Annotated in this window: 24 protein-coding genes; 15 read left to right on the forward strand and 9 right to left on the reverse strand. The window is 46.1% G+C overall.

From position 1 onward, the window contains the following. Positions 1-5 precede the first annotated feature (5 nt). From E5342_RS14930 to E5342_RS14945, 4 genes are all read right to left on the reverse strand, one after another. Positions 6-2,297: an outer membrane beta-barrel family protein gene (locus E5342_RS14930; RefSeq protein ID WP_135959681.1), complete on the reverse strand. Its 2,292-nt coding sequence runs from the start codon at positions 2,295-2,297 to the stop codon at positions 6-8. A 29-nt stretch (positions 2,298-2,326) separates the two neighbouring features. Further along, positions 2,327-2,995: a hypothetical protein gene (locus E5342_RS14935; RefSeq protein ID WP_135959682.1), complete on the reverse strand. Its 669-nt coding sequence runs from the start codon at positions 2,993-2,995 to the stop codon at positions 2,327-2,329. Between the two features lie 117 nt (positions 2,996-3,112). Beyond that, positions 3,113-3,676 (reverse strand): Crp/Fnr family transcriptional regulator, encoded by a 564-nt coding sequence (locus E5342_RS14940; protein WP_135959683.1) that lies wholly within the window; start codon positions 3,674-3,676, stop codon positions 3,113-3,115. A gap of 9 nt (positions 3,677-3,685) precedes the next feature. Next, entirely contained in the window at positions 3,686-4,258 is a 573-nt protein-coding gene (locus tag E5342_RS14945; RefSeq protein WP_135959684.1) for a Crp/Fnr family transcriptional regulator, read from the reverse strand. 802 nt (positions 4,259-5,060) lie between these two features. Here E5342_RS14945 and E5342_RS14955 point away from each other — a divergent pair. The 15 genes from E5342_RS14955 to E5342_RS15025 all read left to right on the forward strand — a co-directional run bounded on the left by E5342_RS14955 (position 5,061) and on the right by E5342_RS15025 (position 17,285). Beyond that, a complete protein-coding gene (locus E5342_RS14955; protein WP_135959685.1) occupies positions 5,061-5,843 on the forward strand; it encodes a ParA family protein in 783 nt (260 codons plus the stop codon). A gap of 1 nt (position 5,844) precedes the next feature. Next, positions 5,845-6,249, forward strand: coding sequence for a DUF3408 domain-containing protein (locus E5342_RS14960; protein ID WP_135959686.1), 405 nt, complete (start codon positions 5,845-5,847; stop codon positions 6,247-6,249). A gap of 2 nt (positions 6,250-6,251) precedes the next feature. After that, the gene (locus E5342_RS14965) at positions 6,252-6,881 is read left to right on the forward strand and encodes a hypothetical protein (RefSeq protein ID WP_135959687.1); all 630 of its coding nucleotides are present in this window, start codon (positions 6,252-6,254) and stop codon (positions 6,879-6,881) included. A gap of 164 nt (positions 6,882-7,045) precedes the next feature. After that, entirely contained in the window at positions 7,046-7,342 is a 297-nt protein-coding gene (locus tag E5342_RS14970; RefSeq protein WP_100263229.1) for a DUF4134 domain-containing protein, read from the forward strand. A gap of 10 nt (positions 7,343-7,352) precedes the next feature. After that, positions 7,353-7,688, forward strand: coding sequence for a DUF4133 domain-containing protein (locus E5342_RS14975; protein WP_135959698.1), 336 nt, complete (start codon positions 7,353-7,355; stop codon positions 7,686-7,688). Further along, the gene (locus E5342_RS14980; protein WP_135959688.1) at positions 7,685-10,198 is read left to right on the forward strand and encodes a TraG family conjugative transposon ATPase; all 2,514 of its coding nucleotides are present in this window, start codon (positions 7,685-7,687) and stop codon (positions 10,196-10,198) included. The genes E5342_RS14975 and E5342_RS14980 overlap by 4 nt, the downstream gene beginning before the upstream one ends. An 11-nt stretch (positions 10,199-10,209) precedes the next feature. Beyond that, positions 10,210-10,836 carry a DUF4141 domain-containing protein gene (locus tag E5342_RS14985; RefSeq protein WP_007653045.1) on the forward strand — a complete coding sequence of 209 codons (627 nt, stop codon included), beginning with the start codon at positions 10,210-10,212 and terminating at the stop codon, positions 10,834-10,836. Positions 10,837-10,855: 19 nt separating this feature from the next. Then, the gene (gene traJ, locus E5342_RS14990; RefSeq protein WP_004326113.1) at positions 10,856-11,851 is read left to right on the forward strand and encodes a conjugative transposon protein TraJ; all 996 of its coding nucleotides are present in this window, start codon (positions 10,856-10,858) and stop codon (positions 11,849-11,851) included. 20 nt (positions 11,852-11,871) lie between these two features. Then, positions 11,872-12,495 (forward strand): conjugative transposon protein TraK, encoded by a 624-nt coding sequence (gene traK, locus E5342_RS14995; RefSeq protein ID WP_025019049.1) that lies wholly within the window; start codon positions 11,872-11,874, stop codon positions 12,493-12,495. Between the two features lie 4 nt (positions 12,496-12,499). Continuing rightward, on the forward strand, positions 12,500-12,796 hold the full coding sequence (locus E5342_RS15000; protein ID WP_135959689.1) for a TraL conjugative transposon family protein: 297 nt from the start codon (positions 12,500-12,502) through the stop codon (positions 12,794-12,796). Next, entirely contained in the window at positions 12,774-14,099 is a 1,326-nt protein-coding gene (gene traM, locus E5342_RS15005) for a conjugative transposon protein TraM (RefSeq protein WP_135959690.1), read from the forward strand. Before E5342_RS15000 ends, traM begins: the two co-directional genes overlap by 23 nt. 33 nt (positions 14,100-14,132) lie before the next feature. Further along, positions 14,133-15,068, forward strand: coding sequence for a conjugative transposon protein TraN (gene traN / locus E5342_RS15010; RefSeq protein ID WP_135959691.1), 936 nt, complete (start codon positions 14,133-14,135; stop codon positions 15,066-15,068). A 2-nt stretch (positions 15,069-15,070) separates the two neighbouring features. Further along, positions 15,071-15,652: a conjugal transfer protein TraO gene (locus E5342_RS15015; RefSeq protein ID WP_122139054.1), complete on the forward strand. Its 582-nt coding sequence runs from the start codon at positions 15,071-15,073 to the stop codon at positions 15,650-15,652. A 13-nt stretch (positions 15,653-15,665) separates the two neighbouring features. Continuing rightward, entirely contained in the window at positions 15,666-16,100 is a 435-nt protein-coding gene (locus tag E5342_RS15020) for a DUF3872 domain-containing protein (protein ID WP_135959692.1), read from the forward strand. A gap of 99 nt (positions 16,101-16,199) precedes the next feature. Continuing rightward, positions 16,200-17,285 (forward strand): putative phage abortive infection protein, encoded by a 1,086-nt coding sequence (locus E5342_RS15025; protein WP_135959693.1) that lies wholly within the window; start codon positions 16,200-16,202, stop codon positions 17,283-17,285. Between the two features lie 153 nt (positions 17,286-17,438). Here the strand turns inward: E5342_RS15025 and E5342_RS15030 are convergent, their stop codons facing one another. The 5 genes from E5342_RS15030 to E5342_RS15060 all read right to left on the reverse strand — a co-directional run. Continuing rightward, a complete protein-coding gene (locus E5342_RS15030) occupies positions 17,439-17,921 on the reverse strand; it encodes a DUF7258 domain-containing protein (RefSeq protein ID WP_135959694.1) in 483 nt (160 codons plus the stop codon). 4 nt (positions 17,922-17,925) lie between these two features. Continuing rightward, a complete protein-coding gene (locus E5342_RS15035; RefSeq protein ID WP_007653021.1) occupies positions 17,926-18,153 on the reverse strand; it encodes a DUF3873 domain-containing protein in 228 nt (75 codons plus the stop codon). Positions 18,154-18,228: 75 nt separating this feature from the next. Then, entirely contained in the window at positions 18,229-18,762 is a 534-nt protein-coding gene (locus E5342_RS15040; RefSeq protein WP_135959695.1) for an antirestriction protein ArdA, read from the reverse strand. 632 nt (positions 18,763-19,394) lie between these two features. After that, positions 19,395-19,925 (reverse strand): ORF6N domain-containing protein, encoded by a 531-nt coding sequence (locus tag E5342_RS15055; RefSeq protein ID WP_007653012.1) that lies wholly within the window; start codon positions 19,923-19,925, stop codon positions 19,395-19,397. An 84-nt stretch (positions 19,926-20,009) separates the two neighbouring features. Continuing rightward, positions 20,010-20,263: tyrosine-type recombinase/integrase (locus tag E5342_RS15060; RefSeq protein ID WP_168354502.1), on the reverse strand; the 254-nt coding region annotated here is incomplete at its 5' end.

A 20,263-nucleotide genomic window follows, 5' to 3' on the forward strand; every position in this document is an offset into this window, starting at 1 on the left:
TTGAATTAGTATCTAAATCTTGATGTATCAATCTTTTTTACCTCTTTTTTCTTATATCCACCAAAGCGATAACTGAAATGTAGAGTAAATGCTCGTGAATAAAATCCGCTATTCATATTCAAGTTTTGCCCCTTAAAACGAACTCGTGTTGCAGGCATTCCCGTATCAAATATATCATTGCAACGGGCGGATAAGCTCAAATTGTCATTGGCGAAATTCCACCGTAATCCGACAGTGAGATTAAAAATAGATTCTATATCAAATGTCCCTTGTATGACGGGAGTCTGTACATTTCCCATTAGTTCGAAAGACAAATTCTTATTTATTTTAAACGTATTATCCAGTGTGCCGCTAAATACCCATTTCTTACGATTGAAAGGAATGTCGAAAAAATTATCACAGCGTTGGTGCATTTGCATACCGACTAAGGTTAATCGGGAATCCAGCCAGTTTCCTGCCTCAAAAGGCAATATGATGTTTACGCCCCATACCTGCATATAGTTCCAATTTGTATTTTTATAGATTAGTGCCAGCCTGTCAGTCGATTGATAGGCGGCTTGAGTGAAATAATCTGAGGTGTGCGTGAAAAACAAACCAAAGATGTATTTCTGCTTCCATATATAATTCCCATTCAGGTTATAGTTTGTCATCGGTTTCAACCCCGGCGTTCCCCATAATTCTGTATATCCATTAAGATAACTGACGGAAGATTGCATATCCCAATAGCTTGGATAAGTTTTGTCCGTAGATAATGAAAGTTGAAACATATGTTTCGGCGTTTTAAAGTAAATCAATGATGCTTGTGGGTAAACTGCCCATTTATGATAATTGCCAATCGTATAATATTCTCCCGTAGCGGAAACGGATAAAGATGTACCTGTTGTATAGTTTTTACTCAATGATACATAAAAGCTGGTAGTTTGTTCTCTTAGATTGGAATATGTGTTTTGAGTTTGAATGTTACCTGTCTCTTTATCATAAGTTTGGAAATCAATATCTTTAGCAAATCGGTAGGAAACTCCATAACCCAGATTCCATCCTTTGGGTAAAGACTGTTTCCGGTCTGCATAGATAGAATAGCGGTCTATCTTTTGTCCGCCAACCATAGAGAAACTACTCTGATTTTCATCTTGATAATTTGCGTATAGCCTTTGATTATTATTGGAAGTATAATGTGTATAATCACCACCTATTTCAAGTCCGAAGCCTGAATGATATTGCAATGTAATATTGTGCATTTGATTGTCAACATATTTATCCACATTGCTGGTTTGGTAGTTGCCTGATGTCCGGCTGTTATTATGCTGGTCGGGGGTATAACTGCCTGTGTATGCTATATTGATATTGTTTTTGTTGTTGAAGTTATATTCAAAAGCTACTCTAAGGTCATGCTTCCAGTACTTACTACGTAACTGTTCGTTTTGTATGATATGATGTAGTTCATCTTTTAGCGTATGTTTGGAATCAAGGTCTATGTACTCCATCTTTTTCACGTTATTTGCTCCGTACATTACATCAAAAGCCATTTGGGGAGTTGATAAACGAAAGTTTCCATTCATTCCCCCATCATTGAAATATTGGTTTTTATAGTCAGCACTTATCTCCCCCTGAAAAGAGTAGTCGTTTGAATGCTTTAAAACAATATTAATAGCTGCACCTCGCACATTATATTCAGGAGGTGCGCTGTACATTACTTCCGCTTTTTCTACACGGCTAACCGGAGTATTGCGCAAAATTGTTTCAAGTTGTCCGGCATCCATTGTTGTAGGTTTTCCATTTAGAATAACAGTCAGTTTTCCTGCTCCAGCCAAAGTTAGTATTCCTCTGTCTTCTTGCACTCCCGGTATTTTTGTCAATGCTTCATAAGCATTGTTTACGAGTTGATTTTGGGTAAGAACAGCAAGATTATATCCTAAAAGTCCATTCTCTACTTTTGCAAAAGGACGTTTCGCCTTTATAATAACTTCATCCAAAGCATAGTCTTTAGGTTGAAGTTGAATAATTCCAGCATCATTTTTTTTACTTACCATTTGTTTGGTTTCATATAAAAGGTGTTGTATTATCAAGCGGTATTCTTTCTGTTGGCTTTTAAAAACGAATATACCGTCAGCATTGGAAATGGATGCGCCTATATAAGTCGAATCCATCGTTTGCAAAATAATAGTCGCACCGTCTATAGGCAGTTGTTTGTCATCTATTATTTTTCCGTTAATCGTTTGCCCCCAAGCGACTGTTTGAGAGCAACCTAAAAACAGGTAGAAAAATGTCAATGTTATTATGTTATTTAATCGCATCATACGAATTCAGTTTATTGATTACAAGACTATTAAAAGGTAAAAGAAACTCCTGCACCAAAGAACCATTCCCATCTTTTTTGTATTATGTTATATTGGTAGTTCGTTTGGGATTTAATAATGGCATGTTTACCTATCTCATATGAAAATCCTGCTCCTACCTTATAAGGGATAGAAGTTGCCGGAAGTATCACACTACGTTTTTTGTCCAGTGTATAGCTTCCATATACACTAAAATGTAGTTTCTTGTTTAAAGGAATAGTCATGTTTGTTTTTTGTTGAATCTTTATAAGAGGGAGATTTTTATCTATCCGACTATTTATCATAAGGCTTTTGCATTTTAGATTTCCATTCAATAGATTATTGTTATGATTTAATTTGTAGTGAAACGTTGTGGCGCACCCAATATTTACTACATTCGGAAAATCTTCTTTAAAATCAATATCTAACCTAAAATCATCCCAGTACCTATTAGCGTCTTTTGGCGAATGACCAATAATAGACTGTTCCAGTTCCCTTTTAAAAGCATCATCAATATGGATAGGCATTTCTCCTTTCAGCATTTTAGTCAATCGGACAGAATCGTTTGGAGTCCACCCGTTTTGTACTTGTGCATTGACTGGACGGGCGAGAAATAAAAAAAACAACAAAAATATTGCTGTTTTCCAAACGTTTGAAATTATCTGATTAGTCGCATCCACACTTCATTTAAGCCTTATCCGTTAATACTAAATCATGAATGCAAAATACGGAAGAATAAAGAAAAAAGGTCTTGACAATTGTCAAGACCCCAGTATAATGGATGTTAAAAAGATTGGCTATTTCTCCAATTTGCGGCGTATGCGACTAACTGTTTCAGGAGTAACCCCTAAGAAAGAAGCTATACTTTTCAAGGGTACAATATCTTTAAGGTCAGGACAACGTTTCATTAGTCTTTGATATCGTATTTCAGGTGTACAATACGAATCGAGCAATCGTTCATACACCATTTCATATAGATTTTCAGCTACATATCTTCCTAATCGTTGAGTTTCCATATTCGTTTCCCAACATTCTATAATATCATGGCGTGATATTTCATAAACAGAACAGTCTGTTAATGCTTGAATGCTCACTGCTGACAAACAACTTTTCATAAAAGAAGAATAGTCACATACAAATTCATCGGTAAAAGCATATCCTACAATGTGTTCTTCTCCTTCTTCGTCAATATGCGTATATTGAAATGTGCCATGTTTCACCCAACCGGCAAAACGTTCTATCTCATTTTGTCGGATAAAGAAATCTTTCTTATGGTAAGTACGCAATATCCCTTTTCTCGCAAATAAATCTTTTACATGAGAATAGTCCAAATTATTGAGATATGTATTAAAATCATTCATTATCGTAAGCTATTTGTTCAGTTTGTGGCGGATGCGACTGATTGTTTCAGGTGTGACTTGTAAGAAAGAAGCCACTTCTTTCAACGTAATGTGCTCTTGAATGTCGGGGCATCTGTTCAATAAATCAAGATAAAGTTCTTCCGTAGTTTTACAGTACATATCCAATAATCTATGATACATCAACAAGTATGATTGTTCGACAAGCGTACACTTTATTTGCATGGTTTCGGCATTTGTCGTAAAAAATTCCTCTGCCGTTGAATATGGTAGATAGTAAATCTTTGAATCGCAAACAGCCTCAATAGTGACTAATGACGGTCGGTCGGGATTTATGAATGTGCATAAACTCCCCGCAAATTCATTTGAAAAAGTATATCCTACTATATGTATATTTCCTCTTTCATCCACATGGGTATATCTCAATAAGCCGTTTTCAATATAAGCCCCCCGGCGGTTCATTTTACCCTGAACAGAGAACTGTTCTCCCTTTTTGAGTTCGATATAAGCTCCATGTTCCAAGATAAAATGTTTTAATAATTCCAATCGGGAATGCTTACCGTATTGTGCATTGAAGTTCTTCATATGTTTGATATTGTTAGGGGATGATATTTTTACTAATCTCATGTCTTTGTAAAACTACAACTTTATTGTAGTTTTACAAAGACATTATTGGCATTTAAAGGAATATAACTATTTTTGTAGCAGAGTATTGAAACAGTGGAAACATAAGGCAAATTAAAGAATTTCGCTCGTTTCTATATCGTTACCCATTATTCTATACACTTCTTATAAATATCTGTTATTCAATAGATAATATTCTTATTTTCGTTTTTACAAAACACACCTTGCTATTTTCTATAAATTCCTCACGTTCGGCAAAACAAGCAAGCTCGCTTTGCTCTCACTTAATCGGAATTTTCTGACGAAAATCGAAATCCGTCACGGACGGATTGGGGTTAGCGTGGAACGGTAAGCCCTGCGTTCACCAGCCCGTTTTTACACTTGCGCCCCCGGCGGTTCGTTACTCCGTTGCAAAGTAACGGTGATTTATAATGCTGTAAAATAGGTAGTTGATGGACAAATCGGGACAGCACAGGACAAATCGGGACAAGGTTTTCAGGGGACGTTTTTTCTCCCTTTTTTTGCATCGGATTTCAAGATTGAAAGCAAGATTGAAAGAAATATTCCAATCAGGAAAGAATGATTGAAAGCATGATTTCAAGAAAGCATGATTGCATTATTTCAATATTTCAAGAAAGCATGAAAGCAGGAAAACAAGATTGAAATAAAACAGTCTTTCAATCTTTCAAGATTGCAATATGGAAACAAAGAAAGCTATATGGCTGGATTGATTGAAAGCAATAAATAAATCTATCAACCAATAATGAACGAAAGCAATATGGAAAACGAGAAAACACCCCTTTATGTCGCCTTTTCCACCCAAAAGGGCGGGGTCGGCAAAACAACCTTTACCGTGCTGGCGGCGAGTTACCTCTACTACCTCAAAGGCTACGATGTGGCGGTGGTCGATTGCGACTACCCCCAACACTCCATTGCCGGGATGCGAAAGCGGGATGCCGAGCAGGTCGGGGCGGATGAAGATTACAAGCGCATGGCGTATGAACAGTTTACCCGGCTGGGGAAGAAAGCTTATCAAGTATTGTGCAGTTCACCTGAAAAGGCGATTGCAACGGCTGACGAATATATATCCACCGGACACGTGCCGGATATAGTGTTTTTCGACCTGCCCGGCACGGTAAACAGCGAGGGCGTGATAAACTCCCTTGCGGGCATGGACTACATTTTCACCCCCATTTCAGCCGACAAGGTGGTGCTGGAAAGCAGCCTGTCGTTCGCAATGGCTATCCAAAAGCTATTGGTGAAGAATGAAGCCTGCCGACTTGCCGGGCTGTACCTCTTTTGGAACATGGTGGACGGTCGGGAGAAAACAGACCTTTACACCGCCTACGACAAGACGATTAAGGAACTGGAACTGCCACTGATGAAAACCTTTATCCCCGATACCAAACGCTACAAAAAGGAACTGGTAGCGGATAAAAAGGCGGTGTTCCGCTCCACGCTCTTTCCCGCCAGCCGCCCGCTGGTAAGGGGAAGCAACTTGGAAGAACTGATAACCGAAATAGTGTACTACATCAAATTAAAATGATATGGCAAAGCAAAGCGGCGGGATGCCGAAGATAGACGAGGATTTTATGCGAGAACTTATTTTGCAAGGTGTACCGAGTAAACAAGATAATAATAAGACGAATGATGTACCGCAAGAAACAACACAAACAGAAACGGTGCAAGTAGAGAAACCGACACCCCGCAGGCGCAAGGGCGGTTCGGGTGACTACCGGGAAACCTACTTTCAGAAAGTGGAACTGGCAGACCGACAGCCCTTGTACGTGAGCCGTACCACGCACGAGAAGCTGATGCGTATCGTGACGGTGATAGGTGGGCGCAAGGTGACGGTAAGCAGCTACGTGGAAAACATTCTGCTGCGCCACTTCGAGCAGTACCAAGACGAGATAAACACCCTGTACGAAAGCCACTTTCAAAAACCTGTCTGACTATGGTAATCCATTGCATACTTACCGGGCTTTTGGTGTACTATATCGCCCTGTGGCTGTGGTATCGTTACACGGACAGCCGGACATCACCGGGCAGAACGGATGATGCGCCACTCCCACGAAACGGGGTTTCAGGCTACACGCTGATAGGTGAAAGCCGATACAAGGGTGGACTAATCGGGACAGCGCAGGACAAATCGGGACACCTCCCGCAAGCGGCTGAAAATGATACTATTTTTGCGCCGCAGGCTGACGGACTGCCGGAAGAAACGCCCGGTTACGAGAATGACGAACCCGACTACGAGGACGAGGAAATAGCCGGGTACATGGACGGTGACGATGATACCGGGCGGGCTACGGGCGTGAGCTTTGACGAACTGGGCGAAGCGGTACGCACGGCGAACGCCGACAACCCCACCGAAGCGGAACAGCGGCAAGCCGCCGGGACGCTGGCAAGCATTGAGGGGACGAACCTCTACGATGCGGTGGTGGAGAACATCAACGGCGGTCTGGCAAAGGTGGCGGAACTGCTGGGACGCAACGAAGCGGAACTGGCTACGGCTGCCGTCCCTGCCGAAGCTGGCGGTACAAGCAAGGAACACGAAGCGTTCGACATGAACGATTTCCTATAATATAATAATGTGTAACAATATGAAGCAACGTGACTACGGTTGATTGGCAACCTGAAAACCAAACAGACAAACGGGACTATCCCCGACCACTAAAATTTCAAATTATTCACCAGCCGGGTAAGGCGGACTTCCCACCCGCCGCCCGGCATTAAAAACAAATCACAATGAGAAAGAGAATCTTTTTGTCGGCGGCTATCCTTGCCGCTGCGGTAAGTGCCTACGCACAGGGCAACGGGCAGGCGGGCATCACCGAAGCCACGAACCTAATCACCGGGTATTTCGACCCCGGAACAAAATTGGTGTATGCAATCGGGGCGGTCTGCGGCTTGATTGGCGGGGTAAAAGTATATAACAAATTTTCAAGCGGTGACCCCGACACCTCAAAGACTGCCGCCAGTTGGTTCGGGGCGTGTATCTTCCTGATTGTCGCCGCCACTATCCTGCGGTCGTTCTTCCTCTAAAACGGCGGCTATGTCTGAATATCCGGTAAACAGGGGTATCGGAAAGCCGGTGGAGTTCAAGGGGCTGAAAAGCCAGTACCTTTTCATTTTTGCAGGCGGCTTGCTTACCGTCTTCGTGGTGTTCATCGTCCTGTTCATGGCAGGCGTGAACCAGTGGCTATGTATCGGTTTCATCGTGTCGGCTTCGCTGCTGCTCGTGTGGCAGACGTTCCGGCTCAACGCACGGTACGGCACGCACGGGCTGATGAAAGCAGCCGCACGCAAAAGACACCCACGCTTCATTATCAGCCGAAAGGCGATACCCCGCCTGTTCAACTACAAAAGAAGAAAGGAAGAAAGAACATGAGGAATACATTAAAGGCTACCACGCTGGAACGAAAATTTCCACTTTTGGCGGTGGAGAACGGCTGCATCATTTCAAAGGATGCGGACATAACGGTGGCTTTCAGGGTGGAACTGCCCGAACTGTTCACCGTCACCAGTGCCGAGTACGAAGCCATACATTCGGCGTGGTACAAGGCTATCAAGGTGCTGCCCGACTACTCCATAGTACACAAGCAGGACTTCTTCATCAAGGAGAACTACCAGCCCGACACGGAAAGGGACGAGCTTAGTTTCCTGTCCCGGAGTTTTGAACGGCATTTCAATGAACGCCCGTTCCTGAACCATTACTGCTACCTGTTCCTGACGAAAACGACAAGGGAGAGAAGCCGCCGACAGAGCGACTTCTCCACCCTCTGCCGGGGCAGGATTGTCCCGCAGGAGATAGCCGACAAGGAAACGGCTGCAAAGTTCATCGAAGCGGTCGGGCAGTTTGAAAGGATTATGAACGACAGCGGGTTTGTCACGCTTACCCGGCTGGCGGCATCGGAAATCACCGGGCAGGACGGCAAGGCGGGCATCATCGAGAAATACTTCTCGCTCTCGCAAACCGACACTACTTGCCTGAAAGACATCGGGCTGTACCCGGAAGAAATGCGTGTCGGGAACGATATACTGTGCCTGCACACGCTTTCGGACGTGGAAGATTTGCCCGGAAAGGTCGGGACGGACTGCCGATTTGAGAAACTGTCCACTGACCGGAGCGATTGCAGGTTAAGTTTTGCCGCCCCGGTGGGTGTGCTGTTGTCGTGTAACCACGTCTATAACCAGTTCATCTTCATAGACGACCACGCCGAAAACCTGAAGAACTTCGAGCAGACCGCCCGGAATATGCAATCGCTCTCCCGCTACTCCCGTGCCAACCAAGTGAACAAGGAGTGGATAGACGAGTACCTGAACGAAGCCCACAGCAAGGGGCTTATCTCGGTGCGTTGCCACTGCAACGTCATGGCATGGAGTGACGACCGGGACGAACTCAAACGTATACGCAACGATGTGGGAAGCCAGCTTGCGCTAATGGAGTGCAAGCCACGCCACAACACCACCGACACGCCCACGCTCTTTTGGGCGGGCATACCCGGCAACGAGGCGGACTTCCCCGCAGAGGAAAGTTTCTACACGTTCTTGGGGCAGGCTCTCTGCCTGTTCGTGGAAGAAACGAACTACAAGAGTTCGCTTTCCCCGTTCGGCATCAAAATGGTGGACAGGGTAAGCGGTCGCCCGCTGCACATCGACATTTCAGACCTGCCCATGAAGAAAGGCATCACCACCAACCGCAACAAGTTTATACTTGGGCCGAGTGGTAGCGGGAAGTCTTTCTTCACCAACCACATGGTGCGCCAGTATTACGAGCAGGGTGCGCACGTGCTGCTGGTCGATACGGGTAACAGCTACTTGGGGCTGTCCCAGCTTATCCACAACCGCACGCACGGCGAGGACGGGATTTATTTCACCTACACCAACGAAAACCCGATAGCGTTCAACCCGTTCTATGTCGAAGACGGGGTATTTGACATCGAGAAGAAAGAGAGTATAAAAACCCTTATACTCACCCTGTGGAAGCGGGACGATGAAGCCCCCAAGCGGTCGGAAGAAGTGGCGTTGTCCAATGCGGTAAGTGCCTATATCGAGCGTATCACGGGCGACAGGTCGGTAACGCCCTGTTTCAACACGTTCTACGAGTTTGTCCGGGATGATTACCGCCGACAGCTTGAACAGAAGAACGTCAGGGAAAAGGATTTTGACATTGACAATTTCCTGAACGTGCTTGAACCGTACTATCGTGGCGGTGAGTACGACTACCTGCTGAACTCCGACAAGGAACTGGATTTGCTGCATAAACGCTTCATTGTCTTTGAATTGGATAATATCAAAGACCACAAGATTTTATTCCCGATAACGACCATTATCATCATGGAAGCCTTTATAAACAAGATGCGCAAGTTAAAGGGAATAAGGAAGTTAATACTAATTGAAGAAGCGTGGAAAGCGATTGCATCGGCGAACATGGCGGACTACATAAAATATTTGTACAAAACCGTCAGGAAGTATTTCGGGGAAGCGATTGTGGTAACGCAGGAAGTGGAAGATATTATTTCCTCGCCCATAGTGAAAGAGAGTATCATCAACAACTCGGACTGCAAGATTTTGTTAGACCAGCGAAAATATCTCAACAAGTTCGACAGCATACAGAACCTCTTGGGACTGACCGACAAGGAGCGTTCGCAGGTATTGTCTATCAACATGGCGAACCACCCCGGACGGAAGTACAAGGAAGTTTTCTTTTCGCTGGGCGGCACGCAGTCGGCGGTATATGCCACGGAAGTTTCGTTGGACGAATACTACACGTACACTACAGAGGAAAGCGAGAAAATGGAACTGTTCGCCCTCGCCGAGAAGCTGGGCGGCAACCTTGAACTGGCTATCAAGCGGCTTGCGGAAAGCAAACGCAATCCCCAATCATCAACAACTTAAAAATTAGGAACATGAAGAAAACAATTCTCCTTATGGCGGTATGCCTTTGCTTCATCGGCAAGGCATCCGCCCAGTGGGTGGTGTCAGACCCCGGCAACTTGGCACAGGGTATCATCAACACCACCAAGCAGATAGTGCAGACCTCCACCACAGCCAAGAACACGCTGGACGGCTTCATGGAAGCGCAGAAGATTTTCCAGCAGGGTAAAAAATATTACGATGCGCTCAAAGCGGTGCATGACGTGGTAAAGGGCGGTGTCAAGGTGAAGAAGTCCATTGAACTGGTGGCGGAAATCTCCGAAATCTACGTGCGCAACTTCCAAAACATGCTGGCAGACCCGAATTTCACGCCTGACGAACTTTCCGCAATATCGTTCGGCTATGCCAAACTGATGTCGGAAAGCTCGGACGTGTTGCAGGACTTGAAGAATGTAGTGAACATCACGGGTATGTCGCTGACGGATGCCGAACGGCTGGCAATCATCGACAACGCTTATCGAAGTCTGCTCAACTACCGCAACCTCGTGAACTACTACACCCGCAAGAACATTTCCGTGTCCTACCTGCGGGCGAAGAAGAAGAACGACACCGACCGGGTGCTGGCTCTCTACGGCTCGGCGGATGAACGCTACTGGTAACATATAAATCGGTATGCCTATGTTATTAGCAGCAGTGGATTTTGACAACCTGCACCAAGTGTTGCGGGTGCTTTACGATGAAATGATGCCCTTGTGCAGCAACATGACGGGGGTAGCGAAAGGGATAGCCGGGCTGGGAGCTTTGTTCTATGTAGCCGCCAAAGTGTGGCAGTCGCTCGCACGTGCCGAACCCATAGACGTGTACCCGCTCCTGCGCCCCTTTGCGCTGGGGCTGTGCATCATGTTCTTTCCCACGTTTGTGCTGGGGACTATCAACACGGTGCTGTCGCCAGTGGTGAAAGGGTGCAACCAGCTTATGGAAACGCAGACTTTCGACATGAACGAGTACCGGGCGCAGAAAGACCGACTGGAATATGAAGCCCTGATGCGAAGCCCCGAAACGGCTTACCTCGCATCGGACGAGGAATTTGACCGACAACTGGAAGAACTGGGCTGGTCGCCCTCCGACATGGTGACTATGACGGGTATGTACATGGACAGGGCGGCGTACAATATCAAGAAGTCCGTCCGGGACTGGTTCAGGGAACTGTTGGAAATGCTCTTTCAGGCAGCGGGGCTGATTATAGACACGCTGCGCACGTTCTTCCTGATTGTGCTTTCGATACTGGGTCCGCTGGCGTTTGCGATTTCCGTCTATGACGGTTTCCAAAGCACGCTGACCCAGTGGATTTCACGCTATATCTCCATTTACCTGTGGTTGCCCGTGTCCGACCTGTTCAGCAGCGTGCTGGCACGCATACAAACGCTGATGCTCCAAAAGGACATTCAGGAACTTTCAGACCCGAATTTCATTCCTGACGGGAGCAGCACCGTGTATGTAATCTTTATGATTATAGGTATCGTGGGCTACTTCACCATTCCCACGGTGGCAAGCTGGATTGTGTCGGCTGGCGGCACGTCTGCCTATAACCGCAACGTGGCACGGGCGGGGTCAATCGCCGGGGCTGCGGTCGGTGCGGCAAGCGGGAAAGTAACCGGGAAACTACTCAAATAACCAACATCAAAATTTAATATATGGAATTTAAATCATTAACGAACATCGAAACGAGTTTCCGGCAAATCCGGCTCTTTGCGCTGGTATTCAGCTGCCTGTGCGCACTGGTGACGGGCTTTGCCGTGTGGAACTCGTACAGCTTCGCCGAAAAGCAGCGGCAGAAGATATACGTCCTCGACAACGGTAAAAGCCTGATGCTGGCACTCTCGCAGGACATGGCACAGAACAGACCCGTGGAAGCCAAATCGCACGTGCGGCGTTTCCACGAACTGTTTTTCACCTTATCACCCGACAAGGGGGCTATCGAAAGCAACATCAAACGCTCGCTGTTCCTCGCCGACAAGACCGCTTTCAACTATTACAAGGACTTGGCGGAAAAGGGCTACTACAACCGGGTAATTTCCGGAAACGTCACGCAGACGGTGGAGATTGACAGCGTGAAGTGTGACTTCGACCAGTACCCCTACAAGGTGAACACGTATGCCCGCCAGTTGATTGTCCGGGAAAGCAGCCTGACGGTGCGAAGCCTTGTGACCTCGTGCCGCCTACTCAACGCCACACGGAGCGACAACAACCCGCACGGCTTCATCATCGAAGCGTTCACCATTACCGAGAACAAGGATTTGCAAACCGTTAAGAGATAGCCTTATGGAGAGAAAACGAAATTACATCGAAAAGGTGCAGGACTGGGCGGACGACTGCCTGCGCCGAATGTGCGGACGGATTACGCCGGGCAAAAGGCTGGCGGTTATCCTCGTGATGTTCTTCTTTTTCGGCGGCTTGTCTATCTACATCACCGTTTCATCAATCTACAATATCGGGAAACGGGACGGCAGGCGGCTGCAAATAGAACATATCAAACAACTGCCATTGCAAGGCAATGACACAATCAACAGTATCAACCCCTTAAACAGACCGCAATATGGAAGAAGTACAGAAGAATGAGAACGGCACGACCGTACCGCAGACGGACGGGAAGCCTGAAAAGGAAAAGAAGCCCAAACGGGAACTTACTCCGCAGCAGGTGCAGCAGCGCAGGAAAATGATAGTCTTCCCGCTGATGTTCCTTGCCTTTGCCGGGTGCATATACCTGATATTCGCCCCCTCCGGCAAAGAGGACGTGAATGTGGAAAGCGTGGGCGGTTTCAACGCCGACATCCCCCTGCCCGCAGAGGACGGGATTATAGCCGACAAGCAAAAGGCTTACGAACAAGCGATGCTGAACCGCAAACAGCAGGACAAGATACAATCCTTGCAGGACTTCGGTTTCACGCTGGACGATGAAACGGAAGAACCGCAAGCGGAAATCGACCTGATGCCGGAAGAAGATGCGGAGCCACAAAGGGGCGGCGGTGCTTCTTATTCGGCAAACGCTTACCGGGACATCAACCGCCAGTTAAGCACGTTCTACGAAACCCCGGCGGTGGACGAGGAAAAAGAGGACTTGAAGCGGCAGGTGGCGGAACTCACCGACAGACTGCAACAGCAGCAGAACGCCACGTCTACGGCAGACGACCAAATGGCACTCTTGGAAAAGTCCTACGAGCTGGCGGCAAAGTACATGAATGAGGGCGGGCAGAACGGGCAAACGGCACAAGTGCCTGTTGCCGGGACTATCACCCAAAAGCCACAAGCACAGCCCGTGCAGGCTATCCGGGAAACAACCGTATCGGGATTGCAGCAGCCCGTGAGCGATGCCGACTTCATCCGGGCTTACAGCCAGCCACGAAACTACGGCTTCAACACGGCGGTAGGCACGGGCTACGCTATGGGCAGGAACACGATAGCCGCCTGCATCCACCAAGACCAAACCCTGACGGACGGGCAGGCAGTGAAACTCCGGCTGCTTGAACCCATGCAAGCCGGGAACATAGTTGTGCCGAAGAATACCCTTGTGGCGGGGACGGCAAAGGTGCAGGGCGAACGGCTCGACATACTGGTGTCCTCGATTGAGTACGCTGGCAACATCATCCCGGTGGAACTCGCCGTGTTTGACATGGACGGGCAAAAGGGGCTTTCCGTACCGTCCTCTATGGAGCAGGAAGCGTTCAACGAAGCTATGGCGAATATCGGAAGCGGACTGGGTACAAGCATTTCCTTTGCACGGAGTGCCGGGCAGCAGGTGGCTATGGACGTGACAAGGGGCTTGCTGCAAGGTACGTCCGGCTATCTTGCGAAAAAGTTCAGGACTGTAAAAGTAAAGCTGAAAGCAGGCTATAAAGTCATGCTTTACGCCAAACAACAATAACCATTTTATCAACCACTAAAATTTCAATTAACGATGAAACAGATTTTTGTAATGTTCGCCCTCTTGCTGGGCGTGTGTGCGGCAAACGCACAAACCCCTGACACCGTGAAGTATGCGGCTGGCAACGACTTGTACCGGGGTATTACCCGGAAACTCCCGTACCGCCAAATGGTAACGCCCTACGGCGTGGAAGTGACCTTTGCCAAGACGGTACACATCATCTTCCCCGCTGCCGTCCGCTATGTCGATTTGGGAAGCAACCACATCATAGCGGGCAAGGCGGACGGTGCGGAGAACGTTATCCGGGTAAAAGCCACGACAGAGGGCTTTCCGGGCGAAACGAACTTCTCCGTCATTTGCGAGGACGGCAGTTTCTTTTCGTTCAACGCCAAGTACGCCCGTGAGCCGGAAATGCTCAATATCGAAATGAAAGACTTCTTGGAGAACGAGGACACCAGCGACTTTTCGCATACCCGCATGAACATCTATTTCCGAGAATTAGGTAATGAAAGCCCGCTATTAGTGAAACTGATAATGCAGAGCATCTACAAGAACAATGACCGGAAAGTGCGCCACTTGGGTAGCAAGCGTTTCGGCATACAGTTCTTAATCAAGGGGATTTACACCTATAACGGAATGCTCTATGTACACACGCAGACAAAGAACAGTTCCAATGTGCCTTTCGATACCGACTTCATCAAGTTTAAGATAGTCGATAAGAAAGTACCCAAGCGCACGGCTATTCAGGAAACGGTGCTGGATGCGGTACGCAGCTACAACGAGGTGGTAGAGATTGCAGGAAAAAGTACCGTGCGCACGGTGTATGCCCTGCCGAAGTTCACCATTCCTGACGACAAGCTGCTGCTGGTGGAACTCTACGAGAAGAACGGCGGGCGGCATCAGACCATACGGGTGGAAAACGCCGACATCGTGAACGCAGAAGTGATTAACGAACTCAAAATCAAATAGGAATGAAACGGTTTCTATTTATCGGAATACTCTTTGTGCTGTGCCTGCATTTCAACCAGGCACACGCACAAAGATACCTGCCGGGCATGAAAGGCTTGCAGGTCACGGCGGGCATGGCGGACGGGGTGCATTGGAACGCTGGCAGTGATTTCGCCTACCACATCGGGGCGGCGTACAGCGTTTACACCAAGAACGCCAACCGCTGGGTGATTGGCGGGGAGTACCTGCACAAGAAGTATGACTACAAGGATATGCAGATACCCGTAGAACAGTTTACTGCAGAGGGCGGCTATTACTTGAAATTCCTATCGGACAGGCGTAAGACCTTTTTCCTGTCGCTGGGACTGTCGGCACTCGCCGGATATGAAACAAGCAACCGAAGCGAAAAACTCTTGCCGGACGGCTCTACCTTGCTGGATAAGGACTGCTTCATTTACGGCGGTGCGCTCACGCTGGAACTGGAAGCCTACCTGACCGACCGGGTGGCTCTGCTGCTGAACGCAAGGGAACGGGCGTTGTTCGGCTCGGACATAGGCAAGTTCCACACGCAGGTATCTTTGGGACTGAAATTCATTATCAACTGACCGCTATATAATAATGTATATGAAAAATGTAATGTATAAAATCATCATGGGCTGCTACATCGTGGCCGCCCTCGTGCTTGTCACCGCCTGTAATGACAACTTGGATATTCAACAGGCGTACCCGTTCAGCATCGAAACGCTGCCCGTACCCAAAAGGCTTAAAGTAGGTGAAACCGCCGAAATACGCTGCCAGTTGGTGCGTGGCGGCTATTACCAACCGACTACCTATCAGATACGGTATTTCCAGCCGGACGGCAAAGGGAAGCTGGAAATGGATAACGGCACGGTATTCCTGCCCAATGACCTTTACCCGCTGGAGAAAGAAACGTTCCGGCTATACTACACATCGGCATCGACAGACCAGCAGACGATTGACATTTATATTATCGACAGCTTCGGACAGATGCGGCAACTTACGTTCTCGTTCAATAATGACAATAACGAATAAATATCATTTCATATTGATATATAAATATAGGTTTTATAAATTATAGAACCTATATTTTTAAGTACCTTTGCAAAAGTATTGGACTAAAATATATTACATATGAGTATAAATAATGAACGTGACGAGAAAGATTATACAGGCTGGATAATCTTCATTGCAATTATTGTTTGTTTGGTACTATGGATAGGAGGAATGTTTTTATCTCATTGGTACGCTAAAACATATTTTACTGTTGCAAATGACGATAATCCGCAAGCACTGTTTGGAGATAGTTTTGGCGCAGTAAACGCACTGATTTCAGCTTTTGCTTTTGCTGGTGTTATTGTTGCCATTTTTATTCAACGAAACGAACTGAAATTACAACGAAAAGATTTAGGGCTTCAACGAAACGAATTTTCTACCCAAAACAACACACTAAAATTACAGCGTTTTGAAAATACATTTTTTAATATGTTGAGTTTGCAACAGCAAATTGTTAATGACTTGTCTTTTACGGATATTAGCAGAGAACAGGTTATAGAAGACGCCCCAGACCCAGCATTAGGAAGAATCGCAAAAGAAGTTATTGTAGATAAAGTTGTGAAGGGTAGAGAATTATTCTTTTATTCATTTGTAGAACGTACTCACTATTTCAAATTAGCTGATGGAAGTACCCAAAAAGCGGAAGGTATGAGGCAATATTTGTACTTTAATGGTTTAAGTTCTTACGATGATAGTTACACACCAACATATTTTGACCATTATTTTAGGCATTTATATACCATTGTAAAATTCGTTGACAATGCGGATTTTTTATCATTTGAGGAAAAATATAAATATACAACAATGGTTAGAGCCACTTTATCTCGACATGAATTAATATGGTTATATTACAACGGAATATCTTCAGTAGGAAAACAAAAGTTCAAAAAGTTAATAGAAAGATATTCCCTTCTAAAGAATATCAGAGAAGATTTACTTTCTCTAAGCAAAGAAAATCTTGATATTATTACAATTAAAGGATTTAATCAGAAGTGGCTATGGGGCAATGGCTATTCAGGAACAGATTATGATTTTTGGGTTACAGATGATGAAACAGATAAAGAAAAATATTATATATCAGCATTTTATAATAAACAAGATATTGAAAAGGGGAAAAGTAAAGTTAGAGAATGGCGTGATTTTTATACAAAGTATTTACAATAATCATTAGTATCATGAGCAATTAAACGATACCTATCAATTAAGGTTGAACATTTGCTTATAGGAGAAAGATAAACAAGGCTTCTTTGTTACTTTCTTCACCCGCTGGTAGGCTCACGGAAGAAAGTAACGGCGGCAAGCAGCCGTCGTTTTCTATCAACTGGTTTTAAGGCTCTTTATGGGCGTGTATTTCTCTAACCACACCTTTACCTGCTCCATGTTATATTCGCCCGTGATGATTGCCGTATGGTCGTCTATGGCTACAAACCGGACACTCTCGTAGCTGTTTACCCAGCCTTGCAGGGAACAGACGCCCCACGTTTCCACATCTTCAAAAACACTGCGGTCTATTTGGCTGATTGGCTCGCCGAAAACTACCGTCATTATCTGAAAGTCCAGTTTGTCCTCCAGCAGTTGCCAATGGTGCAGCGTGCCGAACTCGTCAATTTTGCGCCCCCACGCCCACACATCATTATACAAATCATCGCCCCACTGGTGCGGGTGGTCGAAACGGACTTTTACCTCTATGGTGTGTTCGTTTTCTTCCGTGTCCTCAATGATACCTGTTACCATTAAGCCCGTAAAAATGCACTCGCAACGCCTGCCGATAAGCTCCTTGTTTACTTCTGTTGTTTTCATATCCCTAAAATTTACTTATTACTCTGTTATTTTTTTTCGCTATCCACTCGTCACGCTTACGGCGGCACTCTGCCAGCGTTTTAGCTACCGTGCTGAAAAGTTCGCCGTCCGTGTGGCGGTAGTCATATTGAAAATAAATCTGTCCCCTGAAAGCCCCTAAACAGCATTTCACGAACTTTTCTTCTCCCGGTGTTTGGGTAATGCTTACCCCGTTTTTGTTAAGTGACTGCATGATGTCTTATTTTTATGGTTATAAACTTGGTTGTTTTTAGCGGGCAGGGCTTTGACACCCCGCCCGGATTGGTTGTTATGCCGCACGGAATACAAAGCCGTCATCAAACCAGTAATCGCACATAAACAGGTCACGGGCAAACTTTTCATAATCGAAATAGGTCTTTGCGAACTCCGGCAGGTCGTAACATTCTTCTATAATTTCATAGGCGAAATCTTCTTCATCGTCATATTGTCCCTGATACTCGTCCCGGAAATCACGTACAAGGTCGTCCGCATCTTCCTCGCCCAAATCACGGCTTTTATAGTTGCACCACACGAAAAAGGCTTCCTGCTCGGTGTCGCTCAAATCCTCCACCGCATCACGCAAAGCGAAAAAGTTTTCAGAAATCCAGCTTTCAGAAATCAGGGCTTCCGGGATATTCTCGTAATCCTGAAACATATATTCCGCATCTTCCTCGTCCTTATGCAGTTCCCGGCAGGCTTCGTAAAATTCTTCCTTGTCCGAATAATCCGAAAGGTTGAGCCATGCCCCATACAATGAACCATTGTTGTACTTGGCGTAAGTGCCTACATAAACGCTTGCTGCTGATAATGTCATTGCTTCCATATTGCTGTAATTTTTAAGTTTTTAATTTATGCGGATTCGAGAGGTGAGGGAGTTGAAGTTTCACTGAACTTTTTTCCTGTTTCCCATAAATCCGACTTTTTTTTTATGCGTCTTCCGGTCGGGTCGGTCGTTTTCGTTTCACATAGGCGTAAAAGGGTAGTGTTTAGAGTTTGCAGGGTTTTGGGCAAAAAATACCTCGCAAGGCAGGGAAGATTTTTTCGCCAAACCGGAACGGTTCGACCTTGCAAAATCGTGAAGAACACGTAACTACCTTTGCCTATTGAAATGATTAAAACGACTGTCCCGGCTGGGGGACTGCGTGAGAGGAAGATTTACATTTAGGGAAACAGGGGAAAAGTGCCTGTTCTCTTTCGTCTTTTAGGGAACACTCCATGCGGGCGGGAAGGGCAAGGGTGTTGTGAGCTTGCTTGCAATACGCTTGTGCGGGTTTCCAACGGCTCTTTTCACGAAATACAGTCAGCCATGCCACGCACGGCTGGCGTTTCGGGAAATGTGCCAGTTGGAAAAGGATATAAAAAATGCGGGTAGTCGGTGGACTGCCCGCAAGGTGGAAGAATGTACAATACTGGGATATAGTTTGTTAGGCGGAATTTCGTTACCGAAATCGTTACCTATTCGTTTTTGTCACGGTTATAGGTAACGAAACCTACCGGACGGCGTTCTTTCTGTTGTTTCGACTGGCTCAAAAGCTGGGTAAGGGCTTGGTACAGTTCGTTGAACTGCGCATCGGTGCTTACCTCCAGTTCCTCGATGCGCTTTAACAGTTCCTCGTAACCGATTGCCATTTGGCGCATGAGGACAAAAGCCCGCATGATTGAAATGTTTACTTCTATGGCTACTTTGGAGCGGAGAACCGAAGAAAGCATGGCTACGCCCTGTTCGGTGAAAGCCATAGGCATAGCAACGCCGAAGTTGTAAGCTGGGGGTATCACATTTTGTGACACCCCTATGGATAACAGCAAGTTAGCTTCCTCTTGGGTGAGAACAAACATAAAATCACTTGGAAAACGCTCGATATTGCGCTTGACCGCCTGCTTCAAGGCTCGTGTTTCCACTTGGTAGAGTTCTGCCAAATGATAATCGAGCATCACCCGGCAACCTCTGACTTCAAAAATCTTGTTCTGGATAATCTGTAAATCCATAATCGTATATTTTAGGGAATTAAGTAATGTTGGAATAATAGTGAGGACTGGTCACAAATTGTGACCAGTTCCCAATAATCAAGATTACATGGCGACTTCCTTGTAAATTTTCTCGATGCCGACAAACTTCTTGTCAAGCCCCTGCATATCGCTGCCTATCTTGCTGTTAGTGATGCGGGCGTAAATTTGTGTCGTTTCGATATTGGTGTGTCCCAGCATCTTGGAAACCGTTTCAATGGGTACGCCCTTTGATAGTGTGGTAGTCGTTGCGAACGTGTGCCGGGCAAGGTGGAATGTCAGGTTCTTTTTAATTCCGCATACATCGGCAATCTCTTTCA

This window comes from Parabacteroides distasonis (genome assembly GCF_004793765.1).
GTDB lineage: Bacteria > Bacteroidota > Bacteroidia > Bacteroidales > Tannerellaceae > Parabacteroides > Parabacteroides distasonis_A.